The sequence below is a fragment of the Microcoleus sp. CZ3-B2 genome, from assembly GCF_036705055.1.
GTDB lineage: Bacteria > Cyanobacteriota > Cyanobacteriia > Cyanobacteriales > Microcoleaceae > Microcoleus.
Map to the genome: position 1 here is coordinate 1 of NZ_JAUBTN010000013.1, position 24985 is coordinate 24985.

At 44.6% G+C, this 24985-nt stretch carries 30 protein-coding genes; 8 read left to right on the forward strand and 22 right to left on the reverse strand.

What is annotated here, in order from left to right:
- Positions 1–287: 287 nt before the first annotated feature.
- From QUA97_RS08065 to QUA97_RS08100, 8 genes are all read right to left on the reverse strand, one after another.
- Positions 288–449 carry a hypothetical protein gene (locus QUA97_RS08065; protein ID WP_333194316.1) on the reverse strand — a complete coding sequence of 54 codons (162 nt, stop codon included), beginning with the start codon at positions 447–449 and terminating at the stop codon, positions 288–290.
- On the reverse strand, positions 450–1631 hold the full coding sequence (locus tag QUA97_RS08070) for a YcjF family protein (protein ID WP_194066541.1): 1182 nt from the start codon (positions 1629–1631) through the stop codon (positions 450–452).
- 143 nt (positions 1632–1774) lie between these two features.
- Positions 1775–2314, reverse strand: a complete 540-nt coding sequence (locus QUA97_RS08075) for a Uma2 family endonuclease (protein WP_333194318.1) — start codon at positions 2312–2314, stop codon at positions 1775–1777.
- 74 nt (positions 2315–2388) lie between these two features.
- Positions 2389–2886 carry a DUF29 domain-containing protein gene (locus tag QUA97_RS08080; protein ID WP_194066539.1) on the reverse strand — a complete coding sequence of 166 codons (498 nt, stop codon included), beginning with the start codon at positions 2884–2886 and terminating at the stop codon, positions 2389–2391.
- 182 nt (positions 2887–3068) lie between these two features.
- Positions 3069–3452, reverse strand: a complete 384-nt coding sequence (locus tag QUA97_RS08085; RefSeq protein ID WP_333194321.1) for a hypothetical protein — start codon at positions 3450–3452, stop codon at positions 3069–3071.
- Positions 3453–3463: 11 nt separating this feature from the next.
- Entirely contained in the window at positions 3464–3901 is a 438-nt protein-coding gene (locus QUA97_RS08090) for a hypothetical protein (protein WP_333194323.1), read from the reverse strand.
- A 375-nt stretch (positions 3902–4276) separates the two neighbouring features.
- Positions 4277–5551, reverse strand: coding sequence for a phospholipase D family protein (locus QUA97_RS08095; RefSeq protein WP_333194325.1), 1275 nt, complete (start codon positions 5549–5551; stop codon positions 4277–4279).
- Positions 5552–6002: 451 nt separating this feature from the next.
- Positions 6003–6446, reverse strand: coding sequence for a hypothetical protein (locus QUA97_RS08100; protein ID WP_194066535.1), 444 nt, complete (start codon positions 6444–6446; stop codon positions 6003–6005).
- A gap of 253 nt (positions 6447–6699) precedes the next feature.
- On the opposite strand from QUA97_RS08100, the gene QUA97_RS08105 reads away from it, so the two are divergent.
- Genes QUA97_RS08105 through QUA97_RS08120 form a run of 4 tightly spaced genes read left to right on the forward strand, consistent with a single transcriptional unit; the run spans position 6700 to position 7768 of the window.
- Complete coding sequence (locus QUA97_RS08105) at positions 6700–6912, forward strand: helix-turn-helix domain-containing protein (protein ID WP_106149040.1); 213 nt, start codon at positions 6700–6702, stop codon at positions 6910–6912.
- Positions 6913–6970: 58 nt separating this feature from the next.
- The gene (locus QUA97_RS08110; RefSeq protein WP_106333817.1) at positions 6971–7183 is read left to right on the forward strand and encodes a helix-turn-helix domain-containing protein; all 213 of its coding nucleotides are present in this window, start codon (positions 6971–6973) and stop codon (positions 7181–7183) included.
- 56 nt (positions 7184–7239) lie between these two features.
- Positions 7240–7452 (forward strand): helix-turn-helix domain-containing protein, encoded by a 213-nt coding sequence (locus tag QUA97_RS08115; protein WP_106149042.1) that lies wholly within the window; start codon positions 7240–7242, stop codon positions 7450–7452.
- Positions 7453–7486: 34 nt separating this feature from the next.
- Entirely contained in the window at positions 7487–7768 is a 282-nt protein-coding gene (locus QUA97_RS08120; protein ID WP_333194328.1) for a DUF2442 domain-containing protein, read from the forward strand.
- A gap of 296 nt (positions 7769–8064) precedes the next feature.
- On the opposite strand, the gene QUA97_RS08125 is transcribed toward QUA97_RS08120, so the two are convergent.
- From QUA97_RS08125 to QUA97_RS08165, 9 genes are all read right to left on the reverse strand, one after another.
- Entirely contained in the window at positions 8065–9015 is a 951-nt protein-coding gene (locus QUA97_RS08125) for a F0F1 ATP synthase subunit gamma (protein WP_333194330.1), read from the reverse strand.
- Positions 9016–9199: 184 nt separating this feature from the next.
- Positions 9200–10717: a F0F1 ATP synthase subunit alpha gene (atpA, locus tag QUA97_RS08130; protein ID WP_333194332.1), complete on the reverse strand. Its 1518-nt coding sequence runs from the start codon at positions 10715–10717 to the stop codon at positions 9200–9202.
- Positions 10718–11026: 309 nt separating this feature from the next.
- Positions 11027–11572, reverse strand: coding sequence for an ATP synthase F1 subunit delta (gene atpH / locus QUA97_RS08135; protein WP_194066532.1), 546 nt, complete (start codon positions 11570–11572; stop codon positions 11027–11029).
- Positions 11573–11575: 3 nt separating this feature from the next.
- Positions 11576–12103 (reverse strand): F0F1 ATP synthase subunit B, encoded by a 528-nt coding sequence (locus tag QUA97_RS08140; protein ID WP_194066531.1) that lies wholly within the window; start codon positions 12101–12103, stop codon positions 11576–11578.
- 101 nt (positions 12104–12204) lie between these two features.
- The gene (locus QUA97_RS08145) at positions 12205–12672 is read right to left on the reverse strand and encodes a F0F1 ATP synthase subunit B' (RefSeq protein ID WP_228042322.1); all 468 of its coding nucleotides are present in this window, start codon (positions 12670–12672) and stop codon (positions 12205–12207) included.
- Positions 12673–12699: 27 nt separating this feature from the next.
- A complete protein-coding gene (gene atpE / locus QUA97_RS08150; RefSeq protein ID WP_194009253.1) occupies positions 12700–12945 on the reverse strand; it encodes an ATP synthase F0 subunit C in 246 nt (81 codons plus the stop codon).
- Between the two features lie 140 nt (positions 12946–13085).
- Entirely contained in the window at positions 13086–13841 is a 756-nt protein-coding gene (gene atpB / locus QUA97_RS08155) for a F0F1 ATP synthase subunit A (RefSeq protein WP_194009252.1), read from the reverse strand.
- A 27-nt stretch (positions 13842–13868) separates the two neighbouring features.
- On the reverse strand, positions 13869–14300 hold the full coding sequence (locus QUA97_RS08160; protein WP_442922495.1) for an ATP synthase subunit I: 432 nt from the start codon (positions 14298–14300) through the stop codon (positions 13869–13871).
- A gap of 457 nt (positions 14301–14757) precedes the next feature.
- Positions 14758–15207 (reverse strand): nitrate reductase associated protein, encoded by a 450-nt coding sequence (locus tag QUA97_RS08165; protein WP_194066530.1) that lies wholly within the window; start codon positions 15205–15207, stop codon positions 14758–14760.
- 370 nt (positions 15208–15577) lie between these two features.
- On the opposite strand from QUA97_RS08165, the gene moaA reads away from it, so the two are divergent.
- Positions 15578–16567: a GTP 3',8-cyclase MoaA gene (gene moaA / locus QUA97_RS08170; protein WP_194066529.1), complete on the forward strand. Its 990-nt coding sequence runs from the start codon at positions 15578–15580 to the stop codon at positions 16565–16567.
- A 105-nt stretch (positions 16568–16672) separates the two neighbouring features.
- Here the strand turns inward: moaA and QUA97_RS08175 are convergent, their stop codons facing one another.
- Together QUA97_RS08175 and QUA97_RS08180 are read right to left on the reverse strand one after the other, a co-directional pair.
- The gene (locus QUA97_RS08175) at positions 16673–16891 is read right to left on the reverse strand and encodes a type II toxin-antitoxin system HicA family toxin (protein WP_194066528.1); all 219 of its coding nucleotides are present in this window, start codon (positions 16889–16891) and stop codon (positions 16673–16675) included.
- Positions 16888–17091 (reverse strand): type II toxin-antitoxin system HicB family antitoxin, encoded by a 204-nt coding sequence (locus QUA97_RS08180; RefSeq protein ID WP_194066527.1) that lies wholly within the window; start codon positions 17089–17091, stop codon positions 16888–16890. Before QUA97_RS08180 ends, QUA97_RS08175 begins: the two co-directional genes overlap by 4 nt.
- A 459-nt stretch (positions 17092–17550) precedes the next feature.
- Here QUA97_RS08180 and QUA97_RS08185 point away from each other — a divergent pair, with 459 nt between their 5' ends.
- Entirely contained in the window at positions 17551–18600 is a 1050-nt protein-coding gene (locus QUA97_RS08185; RefSeq protein ID WP_333194340.1) for a restriction endonuclease, read from the forward strand.
- Between the two features lie 336 nt (positions 18601–18936).
- On the opposite strand, the gene QUA97_RS08190 is transcribed toward QUA97_RS08185, so the two are convergent.
- Complete coding sequence (locus QUA97_RS08190; protein WP_194066525.1) at positions 18937–19182, reverse strand: hypothetical protein; 246 nt, start codon at positions 19180–19182, stop codon at positions 18937–18939.
- Positions 19183–19271: 89 nt separating this feature from the next.
- Here QUA97_RS08190 and QUA97_RS08195 point away from each other — a divergent pair, with 89 nt between their 5' ends.
- Complete coding sequence (locus QUA97_RS08195) at positions 19272–19448, forward strand: hypothetical protein (RefSeq protein ID WP_194066524.1); 177 nt, start codon at positions 19272–19274, stop codon at positions 19446–19448.
- Between the two features lie 207 nt (positions 19449–19655).
- Here QUA97_RS08195 and QUA97_RS08200 read toward each other — a convergent pair whose 3' ends face one another.
- Positions 19656–20843, reverse strand: a complete 1188-nt coding sequence (locus tag QUA97_RS08200) for a class I SAM-dependent methyltransferase (protein ID WP_194066523.1) — start codon at positions 20841–20843, stop codon at positions 19656–19658.
- Positions 20844–21071: 228 nt separating this feature from the next.
- Positions 21072–21329, reverse strand: coding sequence for a hypothetical protein (locus QUA97_RS08205; protein WP_333194343.1), 258 nt, complete (start codon positions 21327–21329; stop codon positions 21072–21074).
- A gap of 147 nt (positions 21330–21476) precedes the next feature.
- On the opposite strand from QUA97_RS08205, the gene QUA97_RS08210 reads away from it, so the two are divergent.
- Positions 21477–24257, forward strand: coding sequence for a phycobilisome rod-core linker polypeptide (locus QUA97_RS08210; protein ID WP_194066521.1), 2781 nt, complete (start codon positions 21477–21479; stop codon positions 24255–24257).
- The last annotated feature ends 728 nt before the right edge of the window (positions 24258–24985 follow it).

A 24985-nucleotide genomic window follows, 5' to 3' on the forward strand; every position in this document is an offset into this window, starting at 1 on the left:
TTGTTAGTTGTTAGTTGTTAGTTGTTAGTTGTTAGTTGTTAGTTGTTAGTTGTTAGTTGTTAGTTGTTAGTTGTTAGCTGTTAGTTGTTAGTTGTTAGTTGTTAGTTGTTAGTTGTTAGCTGTTAGTTGTTAGTTGTTAGTTGTTAGCTATTAGTTGTTAGTTGTTAGCTATTAGTTGTTAGTTGTTAGCTATTAGTTGTTAGTTGTTAGCTATTAGTTGTTAGCTATTAGTTGTTAGCTATTAGTTGTTAGTTGTTAGTTGTCAATTGGTAATAAAAAATGGGTAATTAGTAATTGAAACTAACCAATTCCCAATTCCCAATTCCCAATTCCCAATTCCCAATGCCCAATGCCCAATTCCCAATTCCCAATTCCCAATGCCCAATGCCCAATGCCCAATGCCCAATGCCCAATTCCCAATGCCCAATGCCCAATTCCCAATGCCCCATTTACTCAATATTAATTTGATTGGGAGGCTTCGGTTGATTCTGCTTGTCATCCCTCAAAGTTTTGCGTCCCGAACTAGCATAATCCTTGTACAATTCCACAAACATCTTTGTCAACTGCTGCAAAGAAACTTCTTCACCATTAATTTGAGCTTTCATATAAGTTTTAAGCACTTCAATGTAAGCCAAACCGAGGGCAAGGGTGAGAGTTGCCGCCGTTGCACCGGAGATTGCACCGCCGACAACAGTACCAGCACCGGGAATCATTTTGATCAAATTAGTCACAATACTTCTACCCACAGCAGTAACCCCGCCAGCACCGCTAATCGCAGATAGCATCGCCGAAACAAACCCCTTATCAAAGGGCATTCCAAAAATCACAGTAATATTAGCAATCATTGCCGTTTGCATCGCCATCAAAATCGGCGCATCAGCAAACGGTACAGGAGTCGCACCGACAATTGCAGAACCGGCAACATAACCAGTTACATACTTAAATGCCATGTCAGATTTGAGCGAAACATTGGCAATTTGTTCTTTCACAAAAGCTTTTTGAGCGACTTCCGGCAGCAGTTGAAAAGTTGCATCCACCAATTTGTCTAAACCGTGAGATTTTACTGTATAATCCTCATCTATTTCTTCCGGTTCTGCCATGACGGGGATGATTTGACTGACTGGCAAATTCATGTGTTCGAGTTGCTTGAAAAACTCGCTGGGCTTTTTCGATGTAGTTTGAGTGAGCACTAAAATCACTGGTACATCTTTGACTTCCATTTCTTTTAGCCAGTTTTCCTCGACTGATTCTATTCTATTGGCGCTGTGATTGATGCAGTACCAGATGACGTGAATGTGTTCTTTGGGGTGCAGGAGTCTTTGGTCTTCAATTAGTTTAGCAACGTTTAATTGAATAATTTTAATTTGTTCGGCGTTGAGTTCTAGTCCGGGAGTGTCGTAAACTGCGATCGGGCAATTCGGTTTGGTATATTGGCGAATACCGTGAGTGACGGGGCGGCCGACTCCGGTTTCTGCCAAGCGCTGGCGAAACACAGAATTGATCAGGGTACTTTTGCCGACTCCGGTTTTGCCGATGACTAAAACATTGCACTGTCCCACTTGGTTTTCTGCTTCTTTGAAAGCGTCGTAACTTTTGTTTAACAGCTCGTCTAGGGAAAAGTCGTCTGACATGGCGGTTTGTGCTCCGAGAAGGATGGGAGATTAAAGCTGGATTTCAAACACCACCGAAGAGAATTCGGAGGCTCTACAAACGAAGTCCGCACAACGCGAGACTGGGGGAGTCTTAAAGATATTGTAGCAATTTAGTTTGATGTTTAAGCTAACAGTCGATCGACATCAATGCTGAAACCGCTGAGGATTTGTTGAGTGGTGGCAGTTTCACCGGCTCTAAATGTCAGCATTCTATCTTGAGTTATCACGAATATTAAACGACTTTCTGGAAAAACTAACCAGACTTCCTGACAGCTAGATGCTAAATATTCCTGTGCTTTGAGAAAGACATCTTCCGCGATATCGGTGGGTGAAACTATTTCGGCAATTAAGGGGAAACTTTGGGGTAAAGTGGCAATATTACCAAATTGTGCAACTAATTCGGGTGTGAGATAAGCGACATCGGGCCGGCGAATTTGTCGGCTAGTGCGACAAGGTGGTGAAATATAAAGTTTACCTCCATTTTTGCTTAAAGTTCTGTAATTTGCCCAAGCACAACCCAGCCTTGATTGAATTTTACCATGCTTGACTGTGACTCCATCTTTCTCAACGAGTTTTCCATCCACCCATTCGATTTGGTCGAGGGGATTAGCCGTGAACTCTTCTAGAGTAAAATGCTTCTGTGCGACAGTAGCAGCGACCATAGTTATGTATTGGCTTTTGCATATTCGCCGATCCTATTATGACAGATCGGTACAGAGAAGGATATCTGATTCAATTATTCAATATTCTCAGAATTTTCAGATTGATCGCTGTCAGGCGGTAAAAAATCAGGATTAAGAACTTCTTCTTCCGTAAAAGGAGACTCTGGGGGGAATATCGCAATAGATAAACCTGTTTCATCTGCGGCTAATTCCCTAGCATCTTGATAAGATTCATTAAATATCTCTTCAAAAAAACGATATAAACTCGGACTGGTTTTGAAGGTATCTCGGATGCGTTTACGATGTTCACGAATGGTGTACACCCAACTATTTGTTCGTTTTTCTGGCTGATATTTATACTTAAGTAAGTGCATTAAAAGTACCCTCAAATTACTTTTTAAAGCATTTTTATCGCTTTTTCCCATACTTTCTAGTTCCTCTAGTAAGTTCTCTAAATCTATTTCGGCAAACTTTCCCTCTTTTAATAAGTTGATAGTTGTCTGTAACCACAGATAAAAATCCCGTTCGTAAAGGGATGTTATTGCAGTTGTTATTGATTGGATAGTTGTCATTTTGTTTGACTCCCTTTCTCTTCTCTAGACATAAAGTGTAACATATTCGATAATTTATCGCTGAAGTTAGCTTTACGGGCTCAAATGAGCCGAAATATGCAAGAAGTGCGATCGGTTTGTTTAAAGGTATGGATGACAACCCCTAAATTTCCTGTTTCATCTAAGCCTATTATGATGTTCGATCAAACCTTCACCAATGGCGCAAACTCCTCTAATTTCACTTGTAGGTTATCTACCAGCATTAAACGATAGCTTTCTGTAGCTTTCAACTTTTGGAAAACATAACTAGCAAAATCATCACACCACTTTTGCCTCTCAAGTTCATTCGAGATGTTCAACGCTCTGATTGATAGGTTATAAGGGTATTCTTCAAATTTGATATCTCGATCGTTTTCAAAATCATGCTTTCCTACAGTAAGAGTGATTGTTGAGTTGTGAAACTCATACCAGTTATCAGTACCATCAGAAATCAGCTCGAACTTGAGAGCCAATATAAACTCTAATTCTTTGATTAAATGTTCGATGTCCTGCGGAAAGTCTACAAAAATATCTAGTGTGCGAGACATAAAAACCTCCTTTATTGAAACTCAGTAAAAGTGATGTCATAGATATCGCCAATAATTCGGACGCTATCAATTTTTCCGCGTGTAATATTTTTCGCCCTCTGCAAACCTCGTTCAGCCTCAGCCTCTATCAACCCAGACACCCTAGCATCTATAATTATATCCCTAGCTTGTCCTCCTCGTCTAATCGAGTTGTTGATCTGATTTTTTACTGTCGCGCTTGTAGCACCGGCATCTAGACTTTTGAATTCAGTGAATTTTCCATCTACCTCAGCATCGGGATTTCTACCTCCATCGGTTTTTTCCACCAAGGCTTTAACATTCTTTCCCTCTCTTTCCAGAAATTCAGCGATCGCTCTTTCGTTTGCACCAAAAGCTCTTTCTGATTCATCAATACTGCCACAATTAGCCGAAGTTTGCTTAGGGGTTTGGTTAGTCCCGTTATTCACCATTTTTGGTTATTTAAAATTTTGGTGAATTATCGCACATTATGAGCCAAGTAACTTGAGAAAAAGAACCGGGTTTCTCACTTAGTCAATACAATGATTCCTCTCCCATCAGGTTCTACTATTACCCTAATACTAACACTATCTCTAGTTCCTTCAATATGCCATCTTACAGGCTTACCAGCAAAGAAGTTACTTAAACTTTTAGCAAAGACTTAAGATAAGTATAAACTCTGAAACAATAAATTATCTTTGATTTTCTGACAATTAATGGCACTTTTGCAAGAAGCCTGGTATTAATATTATGGCCGGTAAAGACGATGATTTTATCCCATAATCATTGTAAAATTAAGTTGGTATTGAGAACACAATGATGGCATATTAAATGGATTGACGGAGTAATTCTAGCGCTTCCTTCATTAAAGTGGGATCGCCAATTTCTAATATTCTGTCAATAATTTCTAATTGCCTCTTTTTCTTATCTTTTTCTATCCATTTTTGATATTTCGGCTCGGCGAGCATTTTCTGATATTCCTGATATTCATTAACTTCTTCTTCAAAATCCTTTAGAATTTCATAAGGTAATTCCTCCATATCCTTAGCATCAGATATTATTTTATACTTTTCATTCGTAAGAATTTCATCAATATCATCAGAAGGCTTATAAGTTACATTTACTCTATATCTTACAAAACATCCTTCTGTCGTTTCTTGATCGGAACTATGAGGCATTATTTCACCAATTTGGAATATCTTGTTTTCTGTTGAAAATAAGAGGCATAAAGAACCTTCGCGAAAATCCTCTTTCGCTTCCTCTAGAGTTGTGGGTGACGAGTGAAAACAATTTATCTTCTCCCTACCATTAACGAGATTAGTTGCCTTGGCAATAAGATCACTATCAGTCAAGACACCTAGTTCAATGAATTTACCATCTGATCTGTTTGGTATGGGTTGTTGATCTTGATTTACAGACGTAGAGTTTTCTTGAGACGGTGGGAGAACTTCATTTTGATTTTCAGAAGACTCTCCATTATATTTATTAATTTTTTCTGCAAATTCCTTGATTTTTTGTTCCCATGAATTATATTGATTGTTCTGGTACTCGTCAATTATTTTTTCCCATAAATCATATTCCTTAGAATCAATATATATCTCAGACAAACGAGCAATTAATGTTTTTGTTAAGTTGAAGTTGTGGATACTAATACATAATTCTCCCTCACATTCAAGACCTGGCCGAGTTAGATTAGATGACCCTATGATCGAAACACCTATCTGAATGTCAGCTTTTATCTTCACATTCCGACTCCGACCTAAAAAACAATAGGCTTTGATATGAAAGTTCTTCTTAGGGCATATAAAGTGAACAGATTTATTATTAGGTTTTTTTGATTTTTCTGATTCGATAAAATCTAATATTTTTTTAATATTTTTAATCTCATTAAAGAAGTTTTTGCTGCCGATGGCAATCACAACTTTCGCATCTTCTGTTAAAAAATCGGCTGAAAGAATTTGTTTTACTTGTGTCACCCCAGCATCATCAAAAAAAGCAGAAAAAATATAAATTTCACTCCAATAAAATTGTTCGGAATCTAATAAAGTATTGATTTTATTTTTTAAGCTTTCTTTGTCGTCGTACAAAAACTGATAATTCATCGTAAATACCTCCAATTAATTGATATAAAACTTTTTAGGTAAGATGTAAACCACAATTTGATTATCTTCCCTAAAACTGCGCGATCGCACCTAATAAAGTTGACTAAAAACATAATCAGCCAACTCAATCACAGCCTACTTCGACTCCGACGGCGGGAACCCACCAAACGCATAACCGCAGACTGAGCGGACTTAGCCTGTAATTCCCGCGATCGCCTGGGATGTTTGAAAGGTTACTCATGGGCTTAACAAGGGATAGAGAGGGAAACGCATGGAGAAATTATAACTGTTGCAGTCGAGCTTGAACCAATTTTTGAATATTTGTGGCAGAGATCGGATTTATGGCAGTTACGCACAGCAAAGAAACCGGGTTTTTCACTTAGTTAAAGGCTTGGATACCGTATTTTCGCAAAAAAACCCGGTTTCTAATCACCCGTGTTTTAGTCATAATTTAAAAATGTTGCAGCAGAGATTTCTCTTGTGCATAAACCTTTCGCAGCGATTCCAGGGCGATCGCACTTAACATCAATTTAATCACCCCCACCATTTCCCCCCACTCCAACAATTCAGAAACACAAACAGCTTTGTGAAATTTCTCCGCATAGAAATCCACCCAAAAATCCGGCGCGTGTCTCTCTTTCTGACTCGCTATCCGGCGCTTCCAATAACCAAAATCTAAACCAGAGGGCGATTCCACTCCCACCACTGGCGGAAAGTCGGCATAACTCACAAACCGACTCATCCCTTGGGCGTGTACGTACAGGATATGCGCCCAGCACTCGAAGCGATATATTTGTTCTACCTTGATTTTCAGCAGCCGCGCGATCGCCTCTTTGGTGACAAACCGGCTCAATCTGTGTCTGGGGGTTGATTTTCTCGAAAAGCTTGCTAACATTATAGAAATCTCCTTCGCTTGATGTCTCTCTTGAGTTAATGTCTCTCTTGATTGATGTGTATCTCTTGACTGATATGTCTCTTGATTTGGGAATTTAGTTGATAAGTTTCTTGTTTAGGGAATGTGGTTGATGAGTCTCCTGCTTAGGGATTTGAACTTTGACAGGCGATCGTCCTTGAGTTTTCCAGGCCTGGGGGCGATCGCTTTTTACATTATAATCTTACGACCTATATCAATCATCTGTCAAGAGCTTATGGGCTTAATTAGATTGCGGGTTAGAGAATTTGCTGGTGAGAAAGGCTGGACGATCAAAGAGGTTTCTGACCGATCGGGAGTCAACTACAGCACCCTCAGCACCTATTCACGTTCTCCGGGAATGGCGATGGTTGATTTTACTTGTCTGCTCAAGTTGGCACGTACTTTTGATGTGATGGTCGAAGATTTGGTTGAGGTCGTCAAAGAGTAGGTCGATCGCCTTTTGTAGTATAATTTCATGACTGATATTAGTCACACCTGAAGAGCTTATGGGCTTAATTAGATTACGGGTTCGAGAGTTTGCTGCTGAGAAAGGCTGGACGATCAAAGAGGTTTCAGAGCGATCGGGCGTAGTCTACAGTACGCTCAGAACCTATGCCCGATCGCCCGGATTAGCAACAATTGACGTGACAGCCTTGGACAAGTTGGCGAGGACTTTTGACGTGATGGTCGAAGATTTGTATGAGATTGTCGAAGATTAGCCGATCGCCTTTTGGAATAAAAATATCTTATGATGGTACACCATCATTCGTCAAGTATGGGTTTAGTCAGACTAAAAGTTAGAGAATTCGCCGCTGAGAAAGGTTGGACGCTAAAAGAGGTTTCAGAGCGATCGGGAGTAATTTACAGCACCGTCAGACACTACGCCCGCTGTCCGGGAGTGTCAACCATTGACTTTATTTCTATACACAAATTGGCTCGCACCTTTGATGTAATGATTGAAGACTTGGTGGAAATTGTGCAGGAGTGAGCGATCGCCCAAGCTAATATAGAGAAGTAAGCTTTTGACATCAGTAATGGTTGAATTGCTACAAATCCCCCAAGCACAAAACGTAGTTGTTACAGACGACGCGCTAACAGTAGATATCTCTGATGGTCGTACTATTTCTGTACCTTTAGCTTGGTATCCTCGGCTATTGCACAGCCCACCAAACGAACGCAATAATTGGCTATTTATTGGTGGAAATGATGGAATCCACTGGCCTGATATTGACGAAGACATTAGCATCAAAAATATTATTCTCGGTAAACCATCTGGAGAAAGTCATACCAATTTCATAAAGTAGCGCTAGATATTACCCCCCCCAACCCCCCCGCGATTTCGGGGGGGGAGCTAAAACTTCATCTATACCACATCTTTAGAAAAATGGTATCAGAAGTCATTTCAGGGGTGGTTAGACGAACGCGCGAAAATATTCTAATCCCAAATCCGCCTTAAATACCTTTCTTAGTCCGCTAGGAGTGGACTTCGTTTGACAAGAAGCGGTTGCAACCGCCGAATTATAGAAAGTATCACTCCAAAAAAAAGCGCCTGAGTTCCCCCAGACGCATAGCATAAAATCAACAAATTGTCAACCCTAACTTAACCGTTCAAAGCCTCAGCACCGCCGGAAACTTCCAGGATTTCCTGGGTAATTGCCGCCTGCCGCGCCTTGTTATAAGTCAGCGTCAAACTACGGATCAAATCGCTAGCATTCTCACTAGCATTATTCATCGCCGTCATCCGCGCAGCCAACTCGCTAGCTGCAGATTCTTGCAAAGCCCGCAGCAATTGGTTGTTCAAATACAAAGGCAAAAGTGCCTCCAGAATTTGTGCCGGATCTTGCTCGAAAATCATGTCGGCCGGCAAACTCTTTGTAGGTGCAGCAACCTTCTCCCGCGATACTTGAAACTGTCCGCCTTTCGTTGTCAAGCGGAAGATTTCATCATCGGAACTTTCCAAACCTTGGGGATCGAGGGGTAACAAGGTTTGGATTACCGGACGCGAACTAATTAGCGACACAAACTTGGTGTAAATTAGTTCAACTCTGTCCACAGTTCCCGACAGGAACAGAGACAGCAATTGGTCAGCAATTAGCGCTGCTTCCGGTGCTGTCGGAATTTGTTCTAAGTTAGTGTAAGTAGCATCGATCGGCTGTTCGCGGCGCTGGAAATACTGAGTAGCTTTGCGTCCTACCAACACGTATTTGTATTCTAAACCTTCAGCTTTGATTTCCTTAGCGCGATTTTCGGCGTATCTGATGATGTTGCTGTTGTAGCCACCGCACAAACCCCGATCGCCCGAAACTACCAAAATTCCAACTGTTCTGACTTCGCGTTTTTGCAGCAGCGGTAAATCCTGGCTGTCAAACTGCAAGCGTTCCGCCAAACCGTACAATACCTCTGCGAGGCGATCGGCAAAAGGTCGAGTAGCAGTCACTTGTTCTTGAGCGCGGCGCACCTTAGCAGCAGCCACCAAACGCATCGCTTCTGTAATCTTTTTAGTGTTCTTGACCGACTTAATGCGATCGCGAATAGTTTTTAGATTTGCCATAACTTTCTCCTTTTTTCTTGGTTTTTATTTCCGAGTTTTTAGTTCCTCGCCATCAGTTTTAAGTTGGTAATTTTTTACTTACGTCTTTACTTTAGCTTTCAGTCATTAGCAATCAATCATTAGTTACTTCACTAATAACTAATGACTGATGACTAATGACTGATGACTGATGACTAATGACTAATTACGCAGAAACCAAGAAACTTTGCTTGAATTCCGCAATGCCTTCTTTCAGCAGCTTCTCAGCTTCATCAGTCAAGGCCTTTCCGCCTTGAACGATTTCGCCGTACTTCGGCTTGCTAGTCCGCAAATAATCGCGCAAACCAACAGTAAACTTGCTGACTTTTTCCACAGCGATATCATCCATGTAGCCGTTAATACCGGCATAGATTATAGCCACTTGTTCGTTCATCGGCAGGGGCGAACTTTGGTCTTGTTTCAGGAGTTCCCGCAAGCGTTGACCCCGCGCCAATTGATTTTGAGTAGCTTTATCCAAGTCAGAAGCAAACTGAGAAAATGCTGCCAGTTCTTCAAACTGCGCCAATTCCAATTTCACCTTACCGGCTACTTTTTTCATGGCCTTAGTTTGAGCCGCCGAACCTACCCGCGATACCGAAATACCGGGGTTTACTGCCGGACGCAAACCAGAGTTAAACAAGTCAGAAGAAAGGAAGATTTGACCGTCGGTAATCGAAATTACGTTCGTCGGAATGTAAGCAGAAACGTCGCCAGCTTGGGTTTCGATAATTGGCAAAGCAGTCATGCTGCCTTCGCCCAAATCGTCGCTCAATTTAGCAGCGCGTTCTAGCAAGCGAGAGTGCAGGTAAAACACGTCTCCGGGATAAGCTTCGCGACCGGGAGGACGGCGCAGCAACAAGGACATTTGGCGGTAGGCCTGTGCTTGCTTGGAAAGGTCATCGTAAATGACCAAAGTGTGCTTGCCTTTGTACATGAAATACTCGGCTAAGCTAGCACCAGTGTAGGGCGCCAAATATTGCAGGGTTGCGGGGTCGCTAGCGTTGGCTGCTACGACGATTGTGTAGTCCATCGCGCCCTTTTCTTGCAGGACGTTGACGATGTTAGCTACTGTAGAAGCTTTTTGACCGATCGCCACGTAGACGCAAATTACATCTTCCGATTTTTGGTTGATGATTGTGTCAATTGCGATCGCAGTTTTACCGGTTTGACGGTCGCCAATAATCAGTTCCCGCTGTCCTCTTCCCACAGGAATCATCGCATCAATAGCGGTAATTCCTGTTTGCATCGGTTCGTAAACAGAACGGCGAGAAACAATCCCTGGTGCCGGAGATTCAATCAACCGAGACTCAGTAGTTTTAATTTCGCCCTTGCCGTCAATCGGACGCGCCAAAGCATCAACTACCCGTCCCAACATTGCTTCACCAACGGGGACTTCAGCAATTCTGCCAGTAGCAGTAACTACCGAACCTTCTTGAATACCTAGGCCTTGGCCCATCAACACTGCACCGACGTTATCTTGTTCGAGGTTCAGTGCGATGCCCACGGTGCCGTCGGCAAATTCTAGCAATTCCCCAGACATAGCTTTATCCAAGCCATAAATCCGGGCAATGCCGTCGCCTACTTGCAAAACAGTACCGACGTTAGAGACTTTTACATCTTGGTCGTACTGTTCAATTTGCTGGCGAATAATGCTGCTAATTTCGTCAGGTCTGATTGCTGCCATGTTAATTATTATGTGTCAGTTGTCAGTTTTCGATCGATGTTTTCGGTAAGAAAGAATTGAGATTTGGTAGTAAGAATTTGGGACTAGCAACTCGAAAACATAAATTCATTTATTCCTGTTTCCTGTTTGATTCTTCCCGAAGGCCGGCTTCCTTCTTCCTTCTTCCTTATCCCTTCTTCAAGAAAGAATTGAGATTTGGTAGTAAGAATTTGGGACTAACAACTTGAAAACATAAATTCACTTATTCCTGCTTCCTCTTTGATGCTTCCTTCTTCCTTCTTCCTTCTTCCTTCTTCCTTCTTCCTTCAATTAAGAATTCAAGCGAATTCCCAGACGGCGCAATTGTCCCCGCAGGCTGGCATCAATTACTTGAGAGCCTACTTTGATGACCACACCGCCGATTAAATCTGCGTCTATTTTGGTTACAATTTCTACGCTTTGAGCGCTGCTCATCGCCTGCACTTTCTCGCGAACAGTCTGCATTTGAGCATCTGAAAGCGGGACGGCAGATGTAACTTCAGCCAATACTGTTTGGTTGAGCTCTCGGAGCTTTGCCAAGTATTGTTGACCAATTCCTTCTAAAAAAACAATTCTTCCTTTGTCTACTAATAGCTTCAGGAAGTTGTGCATCAAGGGGTTCATTTCTTCACCCGCTATTTGCCCAATTACGGCTTTTTTATCATCCGGTTTAATCAGCGGATTGCCTAAAAATTGACGCAAATCTTCCGAACCTTCTAGCAGACCGAGCAAAGAACGAACGTCTTCGCCGAACTTTTCTGCAAGATTGCTCGACTGAGCCAGTGACATCAAGGCAGATGCGTAAGGCTGCAAGACTTCTGTGCTGACTTTACTCACGTTTTAGCCTCCCAGTAACGCAATGCTGCGATCGATTAATTGGTGTTGAGCGCTGTCATCCAAGCTAGTTTTTAACTGGCTTTCCACCCTTTCTAGTGCCATTAAAGCCACTCTTGCTCTGAGTTGGGCGATCGCTCTTTCTTGCTCTGCTTCCAACTCTTGACCTGCTGTTGCTTTCATGCGTTCAACGTCCTGCGCCCCTTGAGCTAAAATTGCTTCTTTGGCTGCGATCGCATTTTCTTGTGCAGCGGCTCGAATCCGTTCTGCTTCTGCTTGAGCCTCAGTCAATTGTTGCTGCTGTTCTGCGAGAGCTGCTGCGGCCTCTTTTTGGCGAGTTTCTGCTTCTTTAATTGCCTCTTCGATAGCGGAGCGTCTTTCGCTGAGGATATTTCCTAAAAAGCCGCGCCCGAAGTAAAAAAGCAATCCAACAAGAATGATCAGGTTAATCAGGTTGGCTTCTAAAATATCAAAATTTAAACCGAAACCACCTTCCCCGCTAGCTTCTGTGGCTAGCAATAAAACAGTCCCCATGATTCTCTTCCATAATTGCGCGTGCAGGTTTGATGAACCGATTTTAGATTTTAGATTTTAGATTTTCTAATTTACCCAAAATCTAAAACTGTTCGATCGAGCTATTTGACCAATGCTTTGCCTAATAGCTTCTCAAGAATTTGTCGGCTCAGGGCATCTACTTCTTTTTCTAGCGAGCGCATAGCCTCTTGTTTTTGCTGCTCTATCTCTTGGCTTGCCTTTTCTCGCGAAACTTGAGCTTCTTTTTGAGCCTCAGCTACTTTGGCCGACGCGATTTTTCTGGCATCCGCTTGAGCCGTAGCAATTACGGCTTGAGACTGTTTGCGAGTTTCTCCCAGTTTTTGTTCGTATTCCTTCGCTAATTTCTCGGCTTTCGCCAACCGTTCCTGAGCTGACAGTTTAGTGGTACGAATGTATTCGTCCCTATCGTCGAGCATCTTAGACATCGGCTTATAGAAAATCGCATTCAGAACTACCGTCAAAACTAGGAACTGCAACGCCATCAAAGGCAAAGTTGCATCAAAATCAAACACTTTTAGTTCCTCCTTGTTTTTGGGGCGGAAACACATCCGCCCCCTTTTGGCAGTCCTTCAGTATTAAGCGAAGGGATTAGCAAACAACAGCACCAATGCAATAACCAGACCGTAGATAGTCAAGGATTCCATAAATGCTAAGCTGAGCAGGAGAGTACCGCGAATTTTGCCTTCTGCTTCCGGCTGACGAGCAATACCTTCTACTGCTTGAGCGGCGGCATTACCTTGACCGATACCAGGGCCGATCGTACCTAAACCAATAGCTAGACTGGCGGCGATAACTGAAGCTGCGGCAATTGTCGGATCCATGATAAATTTCCTTAACCTTAGTGTACAGAATGAAATACAGATTTTGGGCGATCGGTCATTAGTAATCAGCCATCAGTCATCAGTCATCGGACATGAAACTGCAGACTGTTCCCTATTAACCTTTACCCACTTGAGGAGTGTTAATCGTGCTGTTCGTCGCCGTGTCCTTCCAATGCTTCGTGAATGTAAGCTCCTGCCAAGGTGGCAAATACCAAAGCTTGAATCGCACTGGTAAACAGACCCAACATCATTACGGGCAGAGGTACGAACAGCGGAACTAATACCACCAGAACCGCCACCACTAATTCATCCGCTAAAATGTTACCAAATAAACGGAAGCTCAGAGAAAGAGGCTTGGTGAAATCTTCCAAAATCGCGATCGGTAACAAAATTGGGGTTGGTTCGATGTACTTACTAAAGTAACCCAAACCCCGCTTACTGAAGCCCGCATAAAAATATGCCAGAGAAGTCAGCAAAGCAAGTGCCACCGTCGTGTTGATATCGTTAGTCGGAGCAGCTAGCTCGCCTTCTGGTAACGTAATTAGCTTCCAAGGAAGCAAAGCCCCCGACCAATTGGATACAAAAATAAACAGGAACAAAGTGCCAATAAACGGCAGCCACGGACGGTACTCTTTCTCGCCGAGTTGATTTCTAGCCAAGTCTCGAAGAAATTCTAAGGCATACTCCATAAAATTTTGCATTCCGCGCGGAATTCTCTGCATATTGCGAGTTCCCGCGAAGGCAGCTATCAGGAGGATAGCAATCACAATCCAGGAGGTAATGAATACCTGACCGTGAACTTTGAGACTACCTATGTGCCAGTAGAAATGCTTACCTACTTCCAACTCAGCGAGGGGAAAAGCATTAAAAGCATTTAAGACATTTAGCATTTCCATTCACAAGAAGTTCACACAGTGGAGGATTCACCGACTGCCTGACCCGTTCTCCGGGTCGGGAACAAATAGGTTTTGCACCACATAAAAGACGATCGCGCCCTTATACGTCAGAAATCCCAAAAATATGGGCAAAATCTGTAACTGATTCCACTGAGTTGCTACTATAATCAACCCAATAAAGACAGCTAACCTATTTTTACTCAGACTCGTCTTTTGCTGGCCGATGCGCTCAACGTCTTTAGCCAACATTCTCAAGTAAACCACACCGGCGATCGCCCCAATCACATAATTTAGGGCAATGTTGAGCGAATACAAAATCCACACCGAGACAAAAACTATTCCCGTGAAAGCAAGCGTGACTACAAACAACTGTTGTTGAAGCTTGTAGAAATCTTGCATAGCGTCGGTGGACTCCGGTTCGGGCGATCCCGTATGAGAGATGTCCTCCGTTTCAGCGATGGATGCGAGAGATTTATCTGACAAGGTTACTTGACTTTTAAAGCAGTCGGTGTTAGTTGACTCCCACTACAATTAATTCGGTTGAAACCGTCTTGTAGCGATAAGTGTGACAAAAGCTACAGCTCGTACACTTCAGATCGAATAATACCACGTGCAGGTAACATAACTTAAAAAAAAATGAATTTTTTGATCGGCGTCAGAGAAGAGTAGAGCCGAGGTACTGTGGCGAGGCAAGCGTGCATACCATAAACGTTTTACGCTCGTAGCAGGCAGCCGTTGTATCACAGATCGATCGCCCTTACCACAATCACTGTTCTTATGCTGCAATTATATTTTTTTTTGATGTATTTCTCAATATATATAATCTTTTAATATAATGCGGAACAGTCTCCGATCTCGCTCCTCTGTAGAACAGGCGTCTGGTCGGTAAATTTCTGCGGTTAATTAAAACTCCAACTCATTCAATCACCTTAAACTCTTGCAGCGCCGGGATGAAATTTTTATTCTCGTGGCTCGATCGACTAAGCTTAATCAAAGCAAACCGCTGCAGAGGCTGCAAACTCGCCCACTCTGCCAAACTAATCACAATATCCAACTCTTGAGCTTTTGCAGAAACAGACTCCGGTATAGTTGCAGCATCCATCCAGGGGGGATTCTCATCAACCGCCAAATCAGTACCCGGTTGACCAGTCTGTTTGATTAATACTTGGTTTAACTGTTCTCGGTAATCGCTAATTTCTGATTCAGTCAAACAAGGTAACTCGACAAGCATTTGACGTTCTGCTTGGTTGAAGTGATTCCAATCTTGTAACTTTAATTTAATCCCGCAAGTATCTAATTTCAGTCGTACCTGCATCGGAACGCAGCGCAGGGCTTCTACAAAGTCAGCTTCAAATTCAAAGAACATATATTTAGGGAGTTTGTTGGATTTGTGATTGAGATTTTTTTGATTTACCGCAGAGGGCGCTGAGGGCGCTGAGGAGAGAGTAAGAGAGAGAAGAAGTTGAGTAGGAAGTTTGTTGGATTTGTGATTGAGATTTTTTTTTATTTACCGCAGAGGGCGCAGAGGGCGCTGAGAAGAGAGTAAGAGAGAGAAGAAGTTGAGTAGGAAGTTTGTTGGATTTGTGATTGAGATTTTTTTTATTTACCGCAGAGGGCGCTGAGGGCGCTGAGGAGAGAGTAATAGAGAGAAATCGATGCAGGTTTCTTGCTTTCAATTAATAATTGCAGAAAATCGAGTCAGGATTTATAATTAAGTAATATTACATAGTATTGACATGAATCCCGTAGACTACCTTCGGATTAGTTTGATAGACCGCTGCAATTTCCGCTGTCTCTACTGTATGCCGGAAGGTAGCGAGTTGGACTACGTGTTGCAGCAGCAGTTGTTAACTCACTCGGAATTGCTAACTCTGCTGCGCGAAGTTTTTATACCTGTAGGATTTACTAAGTTTCGGCTGACTGGTGGGGAACCGCTGCTGCGCCCTGGGGTGGTGGATTTGGTGAGGTCGATCGCCTCGATGCCCGAAACGCGAGATTTATCCATGACAACCAACGGATTTTTGCTTGCGGGAATGGCCGAAAATCTCTACAGTGCAGGTTTGCGGCGGATTAATATTAGTTTGGATTCCTTGGAACCGGAGACTTTCGATAAGATAATTGGCAGTCGGGGACGATCGCGCTGGATGCAAGTTTGGGAAGGAATTCAAGCGGCTTATCAAGCTGGATTTGACCCGCTGAAACTGAATGTTGTGGTAATTCCCGGTGTGAATGACGGGGAAATATTGGATTTGGCAGAGTTAACTATTAACCGGAATTGGCACGTTAGATTTATTGAGTTTATGCCGATCGGCAATGGCGACTTATTTGGCGATAAAGGTTGGGTAGCTTCGGCAGAATTGCGGCAACAAATTAGCGATAAATACGGGTTAGCCGAGTCGGGAATTCGCGGTAACGGGCCGGCGGATGTGTTTCAAATTCCGGGGGCGAAGGGCACTTTAGGATTTATCAGCCAGATGTCGGAGTGTTTTTGCGATCGGTGCAACCGGATGCGTTTGTCTGCTGACGGGTGGCTGCGGCCTTGTCTGCTGAACGAAACGGGGCAAATTGACTTAAAAACTGCTCTGCGGAATGGGGTGTCTACGGTTGAATTGCGCGATCGAGTGCGGCACATATTAGAGATTAAACCGGAGATTAATTTCAAGCAGCGGGATTCGGGAACTACTCAAGGAAATTACAGCCGCACCATGTCTCAAATCGGCGGGTAGTATCAATTCCGGTAACACCGGAATGATATAGAGGAGACGGCAGTGCCGTGTCCCTACAGTATTATTTTCGGTAGGGACACGGCACTGCCGTCTCCTAATTTCGGCTTAAGACAAACTTTGTAAATCTTCCTCAGATAGCTGGGCTATTTTCATTAAGGCTTTTAAGGTTCCAACTTTCAAATCTTGATTCCGGTGAACGGGAATTGACAAAATTTGGTCTATTTCGGGGTTTTCATAGATATGATGACTGCCAGTAATTCTTCTCAAAACCCAACCTTTATGCTCTAGTATTTTGCCCAGTCGCTTCCCTGAAATAGATTTCATACAGCAATTTCAACAATTTTATCTGTGGAGGCAATTGCTTCACAACTATTAGCAACATCGAGCCAACCGACCATCGCATCTTTTAAATTAGCCATCACTTCTTCCATAGTATCTCCTTCGGTAATGCACCCAGGAAGTGCAGGTACTTCAGCCCAATAGCCACCTTCTTCTGCAGGATGGATGATTGCTCTAATTTTCATACATTTATTTAGTCCTTTGTTAAGGATATTATAACGATTATTAATAAATACAGGAAAACTTCTTTTTCTCGCGGTCTGCGGCAAAAGCAAGGCAGGCTTTGATGTCTGCGGAAGTTAGTAGGGTTTTCCACCAATAAGACTCCAAAATTGGCGGCAGTCCGATCGACACGGGGCGATCGCCCCGACACCACAAGCAAGGCTACAAAATGCACCATCTGGCGGGGTCTAGCGGGTTTTGGGATGATTCCACCTGTGGCAGTGGCAAGGCTGGCAGAGTTGCATCACAGGCAAAGTTTGCGGGTCTAGCGTGGGTCTAACGTCTGGCAAGGTTGCCACGGTCGGAGCGATCGGATTGGAGCGGTGGCCGTCTAGCTTTTTTGCGTCACAATTGTACTGCAACTGCGCTATAATTATAAGTTAGGCATAGTAGTCTGAAAATGCACTTTCGTAATAAATCTAATGATTGTTCAACCTGATGAAGTTGATGCGTTTGAGGCTTTCCTCGACGATTACGAAGACAAAACCGCTTGGGTACGCGCCCTGCATTTAGGTATTCGTAAAAATTCAGGTCAATTGTCAGCTAACGAATTTGTTGCGTCAGTTTTTTCAAATATTTCCCCTGAACAGTTTCGGCATGGTCTTGAACGCTCAGGACACATAGATCCTTCTGCAATATTTTTTAAGTACCTATACAGTAATCCTCATTTGCTTATTCCCTTGGGTTTTGATGAAATTCGCATTGAGAGAGCACAAGCTGAACAACTTGCATCAGCCTTTAATAAAGGCATGAAAAAACATGGATGGATATCAGAAGTTGATGCATCTTTTCGCTTACCTAACCATGAATCTTTTGAAGTTATGCTCGGTTTACACTGCCGTCAACTTTCTTCTGGGATTTGGTATCAAGGTGTAGCTTTAGATTTAGCAGAAAATTCGCTTCAGTTTCGCTCTACTCTTCAAGGAGCCTCCCTGAAAGTCTCGTTACGTGAAATTGTTGCTTGCTGTCGTACAGCGCTGCAAGGAGATTCATACCCTTCCGTGTTATTACTTCCAAACCTTTGGCATTCACCTTCTACAACACCATCTATTCAGATCGCAGACGCTACACGAGATATTGTAATGGCGCTTTCGCAAGGCTATAAGACTTTGCAAGACTTGACATGGAGACAACTAGAAGAGTTGGTCGCTGAGCTACTCAGATCAAGAGGTCTTGAGGTGAAACTTACGCCACCGTCAGGAGATGGAGGGCGAGACATTATAGCGCGTGGAGAATTAATTCCAGGCGAAACTGTATTATTAGCAGTTGAAGTTAAACATCGCCCTGTTGTAGGAGTGAGCGATGTTAGAAGTGCTTTGTACGCAAACCAAAATTTTCCTATGTTGCTCGTTGCAACTTCAGGTAAATTCACAGCAGGAGTAGTAAAGGAGAAAAAAAGACGAGACAACTTTCTACGCTTGCATTTAAGAGATGGCTTGGCTTTACAGTCATGGATTAACGACTATGTGTAATGATTTGCGTAATGCTTCTTCCTCATTGTGCCTTATGTATTGCCTAACACGTCACGGGAGCGGACGGACGAAAAATGCTGGTGCTTAGTTCAAGGTTATCTGCCGCCGCTGCGTTTTGCCGTTAGCTTGCCAGCCCACTCATACTCCAACTCTTACAACTCTGCCTAGTTCCTATAAAGAATGGGAAATTAGAGTTTCCCCGCCTAGCTTTTTTTATAGATGTTTCAGCCTCTAAATTAGGATATGCTCTTATCCTGATTTAGTAAAGTAACGTGCCTGAGATTTGTTGGTCTTCTTAACTGGTTCCCAGGCTCTAGCCTGGGAACGAGCAAACACCTACGCTTTGCGCTTCCGACGGCGAATCAGCACACTCATCACTTGCTTCGGATTGGCTGCACGTTGTAGGGGACTCCAATCGCCAACTTGGGCAAATCCCAGGCGGTACAAGGTGAGTATGGTTTCCCTGACACCCGATTGCGAACCTGTCACCGTTACACAAACCACATCCTGTTCCGATTCTGCTGCTGAGTCGTCATTTGGCCGTGCAAATTTGTTGTCGTCAGGCAAGAATTCCTGTGACATAATTATGTTCTCCTGGTTTTGGGTTTTCTAAAAAAACCCAAAAACCCAGCCGCCCCGCTTTTCAAGACATAGCAGGGCGGCTACAGAGAGTGTTATCATACTCCGTTAGCCTCCAGACTGCTGTGATCAGTTTGGCGGTTATGCTGTCCATTGCTGTTACCAGCAGCTTTGGGCGCAGCGAAGCGGAGGGAGTGCAACTAGATTTTTGGGCGGAGCGAAGCGGAGGGGACGCGGGCTACTTCCTCTACAAGCAAAGCAACCTCTAACTTCAAAGCGTAGCCGCAGAGGGGGGCCTGTGTCAATCCATTTGGGATTTTGGATTTTACGGGAAGTTACCCACAATCAGGAGACGGCAGTGCCGTTTCCCTACAGTTAATCTGGCGATGGTTATATCTGTTGCGAGGGGGATCGATCGATTATTTTGGGGTAGGGAAACGGCATTGCCGTGTCCTCAATTCCCCTGTTGTCGATTGTTATATCCGATCGCACGGTGTTAGCAAAATTAGCTGTTTTGATAAGATCGATCGCACTTCATCCAATCCCATGTCCACATCCGCCAAAATCTCCCCCACAGTTCTGGTATTGCAACCTTGCAGAAACTCAAACTCAGCACTTGACAAATCCATCAATTGATAATTGCAATCAAACACTTGTTGACTAGGCCAACCGTGGATACAAACACTCAACTCTGGAATTGCAGCCAAAAGTGCCTTGTCGTCCGACCAATCAATTTTATTAACAGGCTTTTTGCCCAAGAAAAACTCGTAATGAGTGATTTCCGTATCCAACAATTCAATTAATCGATAAAGCTCTCGTTCCGTCAAACCCTGAGCTCTTTCTATCAATTCCGGTGCTTTCCCTAACAGTCGTTCTAATTGCCAATATCCCGGATTTGAGAAACCGAGAAATTCCAATCCCGAAGCGTCAATTAACTCGAACAAAGTCTCGATGTTGTAGTCAATTTCCTGCGGGTGAACGTACATATCAGCAAAACATTCGTCTCGCTGATTTTCTCCTGCCCAACGCTGTTTTTCGTACTTGACAAGACGGTTGTTTTCTGGTAAAGAAGCAAAGATTTGACGGCCGACTTTCACACCATCAGCATAGTCGCCTTTTTGGCTGCCTTGGAGAAGTCCGATCGCCCTTTGCATCAGTTGAATCTCCCAGCGGCCGAGCTCAGCATACACAAAAATGTGCATCAAACCGCCCTCCGCCAACTTCGCCGCCAGCGCTTGAATGCCCCGGATCGGATCGGGTAAGTGGTGCAGCACGCCGACGCAGTTGATCAGATCGAACTCGCCCTCTAACTCGGCCGCATCGTAGATGCTGAGGTGGCGAAAATCGGCTTCTCGCGCCCCCGATCGCCTGCAGCGTTCTTGTGCTACCTTCAAGGCACCGGAACTAAGGTCGATCGCCGTTACGGACGCTTCCGGGTTGAGGTGAATCAGATAATCCGTACTCGAACCAGTGCCGCAGCCCGCATCTAAAATCCGAATATCGAGTTTTGGCGGCTTTTGGCCAGTGCAAAAATTGTAAGCATCAGGCCAACTCCAGCGCCAGTTATACCCTGGGGGCGGTTCGTCGGACAAAGGATCGGGAGGAAAAGGGAAAGTATCGTAAAGCCGCCGCACGGCAGCGCTGATATCGGGCGTAGTATCCATAGGTGGGTGAGGGGTTAGTGCGTGAGTTTTGAGATTGTCCCGAGCTCCGACAGAAGGGCGCTACGTGGTAAACTGTTATTGTTTCGCGCGAGTCAATCTCAAATCAAAAATCTCAAATTTTAAATCGACTGACAGTTGGCGCGTAATAAAACTTATCATTTTTTCTCATATAAGCTCTCGTGAATCTATACAATAAGTCTCGACAGGCTTTTTAACAAACGAGGACTGTCAATCACCCAATGCTGAGCTTTCGGGTAAAGCGGAGGCGTCTTTCGGCAAAAAGTAAAAGGCCCAGCAAAAGGCAGAAGAAAATTTTGGATTTTCTTGTTCCTGAATAAACGGCAGTTGCTGCGATCGCCCGCTCGCGAGCTTTCCTGCAAATAATTTTTGCCGGGGGTCTAGGGCCAAGCAAGGGCGGAGGAAGTGCCGCGTGCCTGTCTTCGGGTCGGACATTTCCCGGCAGGACGAAAGATGAAACCAAAACATTTTAATCTAAGAAAGTAAGCGCCCCAACCTCGTGACAGGTCAAGGCAAAAAGTAAACAAAGCAAAATACCTAGTTGTACTTGCATCAGAAGGCAAGGTTAGTCTGGGTAAATGCTGCAACGATTTAGATAGGGAGCGAAGGAGTCTAATGACTGTAAAAGCAAGTGGTGGAAGCTCAGTTGCGCGTCCGCAACTATATCAAACTGTACCGGTCGCAACGATTTCGCAAGCAGAACAGCAAGACCGCTTCCTACAGCGGGGCGAACTTAGCGAACTGGCAACTTATTTCAGTTCCGGTGCGATGAGAATCGCAATTTCTGAGACGCTGACGAGAAACTCAGAACTGATAGTGTCTCGGGCCGCCAACCGAATTTTTGTCGGCGGTTCCCCGCTGGCATTTTTGGAAAGACCGGCAGAACCTGTGATGGCAATGGCTGGTGCGGCTCGTGGCGGCTCGGTTAATGTCTCTGAAGGCATGAAACTGGGAACTGTTACCTACGTTGAAGGTCGCGCGGGTGGCGGCGGCAACGGCTCTGGTTCAGGTGGCGGATTGTTGGGTTTGGGAAATCTGTTTTCGAGCAACGGTGGCGGTGGCGGCCCAGTTCCTGCTGGGTTTGGGCCGATTAATGTCTCGCGCTACGGCCCGAGCAACATGACCAAATCTCTGCGGGATTTGAGCTGGTTTTTGCGCTACATCACCTACGCGATCGTCGCTGGCGACCCGAATATTATTTCGGTGAACGTGCGCGGATTGCGGGAAATTATCGAAAATGCTTGCTCTTCCGCGGCTACAATTGTGGCAATGCAGGAAATGAAGGCTGCATCCTTGGGTTATTTCAAGAATGATGAGGCCGGACGCACGATCGTCGCACAGTATTTCGACGTAGCAATTACCGAATTCAAAGCTCCGACACCTTCAGACAAGGTGCGCCAGCGCGAAACCAAGGATCAGCAAGGCCTGCAACTGCCTCAAATCTACTTCAACGCATCGGAACGACGCTCGAAATTCGCGATGAAAACCGGTCTGTCGTCGGGCGAAAAGCAAGAAGTAGTCAAAGCAGCTTACCGCCAAGTATTCGAGCGCGACATTACCCGCGCTTACAGCCAAAGCATTTCTGACCTGGAATCTAAGGTCAAAAACGGCGAAATCTCGATGAAAGAGTTTATCCGCCGTTTGGGTACATCTCCTCTGTACCGCCAGCAATTCTACGAGCCCTTTGTCAACAGTCGCGCTGTAGAACTGGCGGCCCGCCACTTCCTCGGCCGCGGTTTGAGCTCGCGGGAGGAATTTAGCAAGTATTTTGCGATCGTCACCAAAAGCGGCCTCGCAGGCCTCGTAGACGCAATGGTTTATTCCCAGGAATATTCCGACTACTTCGGCGAAGAAACAGTTCCTTACCTGCGCGGTTTGGGCCAAGAAGCTCAGGAATGCCGCAACTGGGGCCCACAAATTGATCTGTTCAATTTCAGCGCTCCGTTCCGCAAAGTTCCTCAGTTCATCACCTTGTTTGCCGGCTACACCCAGCCGCTACCAGACCAGCACGTTTACGGTGTTGGTAATGACCCCTTAGAAATTCAGTTCGGCGCGATTTTCCCGAAAGAAACTCGCAACCCCAAGAGCCGTCCGGCTCCCTTCGGCAAAGACACCCGACGCATCCTGATCCGTCAAGGTGCTGGTATTGAAAACCAATTGAGCAACCCGGATGCCAGAGGTAAGGCTCCCGGCTCTCTCGGCCCCAAGGTCTTTAAATTAGACCAGCTCCCCGGTGGTTACACATCTCCGAAAAAATCAACTCGCGGTGTCTCTAGCGGCTACAGCAGTGCTTCCAGTGTCAAATATACCGAAAGCTCCACCCAAGCGGTGATTCGGGCTGCTTACCTGCAAGTGTTCGGCCGCGATGTGTTCGACGGCCAGCGCCAAAAGGTGGCGGAAATTAAGCTGGAAAACGGCGACATTCCGATGCGCGAGTTTATTCGGATGTTGGCGAAGTCTGATGTGTTCCGCAATATGTACTGGAGCAAGCTGTACGTTTGTAAGGCGATCGAGTACATCCACCGCCGACTCCTGGGACGCCCTACCTACGGCCGCCAGGAAATGAACGCTTACTTTGACATTTGCGCCAAGAAGGGTTTCTACGCGCTCGTCGATGGCATCATGGACAGCATGGAGTACAACGAAGCTTTCGGGGAAGATACAGTCCCCTACGAGCGCTACGTGACTCCGGCTGGTTTGTCGATGCGGACGATGCGTACAGGCTCCTTTGGTGAGAAAAAGGTCAACCTTGAGACGGCGACAGAAACACCTAGGTTTGTTGAACTTGGTACTGCCGGCTCTCCGGGCGATGTCGAGTTGCAAAATCGGATTGCTCAAGGTGTCAGCAAGCGGCGCGAACAAACTAAGGTGTTCAAGCTGACGACTACTTCGGACAAAGTAGCTTTGAAAACTTTAATTCAAGCTGCTTACCGTCAAGTTTTTGAGCGCGACATCCATCCGTATGTTGTGAAGAATGAATTCACGGCGCTGGAAAGCAAACTGGGCAACAATGAAATCAATCTCAAAGAGTTTATTGAGGCTTTGGGTTGCTCGTCGCTGTACGTGAAACAGTTCTACGCACCTTATCCCAATACTAAGGTGATTGAGTTGGGAACGAAGCACTTCTTGGGCCGCGCTCCTCGCAATCAAGCGGAGATTCGGACGTACAACCAAATCTTGGCAAGCCAAGGGATTAAGGGCTTTATCAACGCGATGTTGAACAGCGTTGAATATGCTGAAGCGTTTGGCGAGGATACTGTTCCTTACCGCCGCTTCCCGACTCTCCCTGCTGCTAATTTCCCGAATACTGAAAGGCTTTACAACCAGTTGACTAAGCAGAATGCTGATGTTGTGGTTCCGAGTTTTGAGCCGGTAGCAGCGATCGACAGAAGTTAGATTGTTTTGAGATTTGAGATCTTAAATTAGTTGTAATTTAATGTCTCCAATTAGTTGAGGGGCTGGCCTAATTGCTAGCCCTTTTTTTGTTGTATAATTTGGAGTTTTTTAACCGCAGAGGGCGCAGAGGGCGCTGAGTGAGGGAAGAGAGGGAGGAGAGGGAAGCGCGATCGCGAATTAATTTATTGAAGTTGGTACAATTCGAGCATCCGTTTTATTTTTTGCTGTTGTTTTTCTGATTTTCTGAACGCCAGCCAAATGCGATTGTTGACGGTGGGTGAGGGTTTGAGGATGAGAGTTAGATCAATTCCGGTTGCACTCATACATGATGTTAACTGTTAATTTACTATTCCGATGAAGAGAGGATTTGATATTATACCATTTTTATAAAGATGTGCTATGGATGAAGTCTTAGCCCCGCCTTACTCGCGGGGGGGGTTGGGGGGGTAATATCTAGCGCTACTTTATGAAATTGGTATTAACCGATTTTCTTTGACAGAATCTGCACGCAAGTAGTCGGGAATCACGCTTAAGCCAAATCCCAATGCTGCGGCTTGTCTAATTGCTCTTAAATATCGATTTCCGATCGGGAAATTATCTGTGTTTATGTGCCTAGCACCTGCGGTTGAGCTATAAATCAAAGATATATGCAATGCAAATCGATTCGGTTAACCGCAATAAAATACCCTCTTTCGAGAACATTCCCGTCAATTCTTCGTCTTTGATTT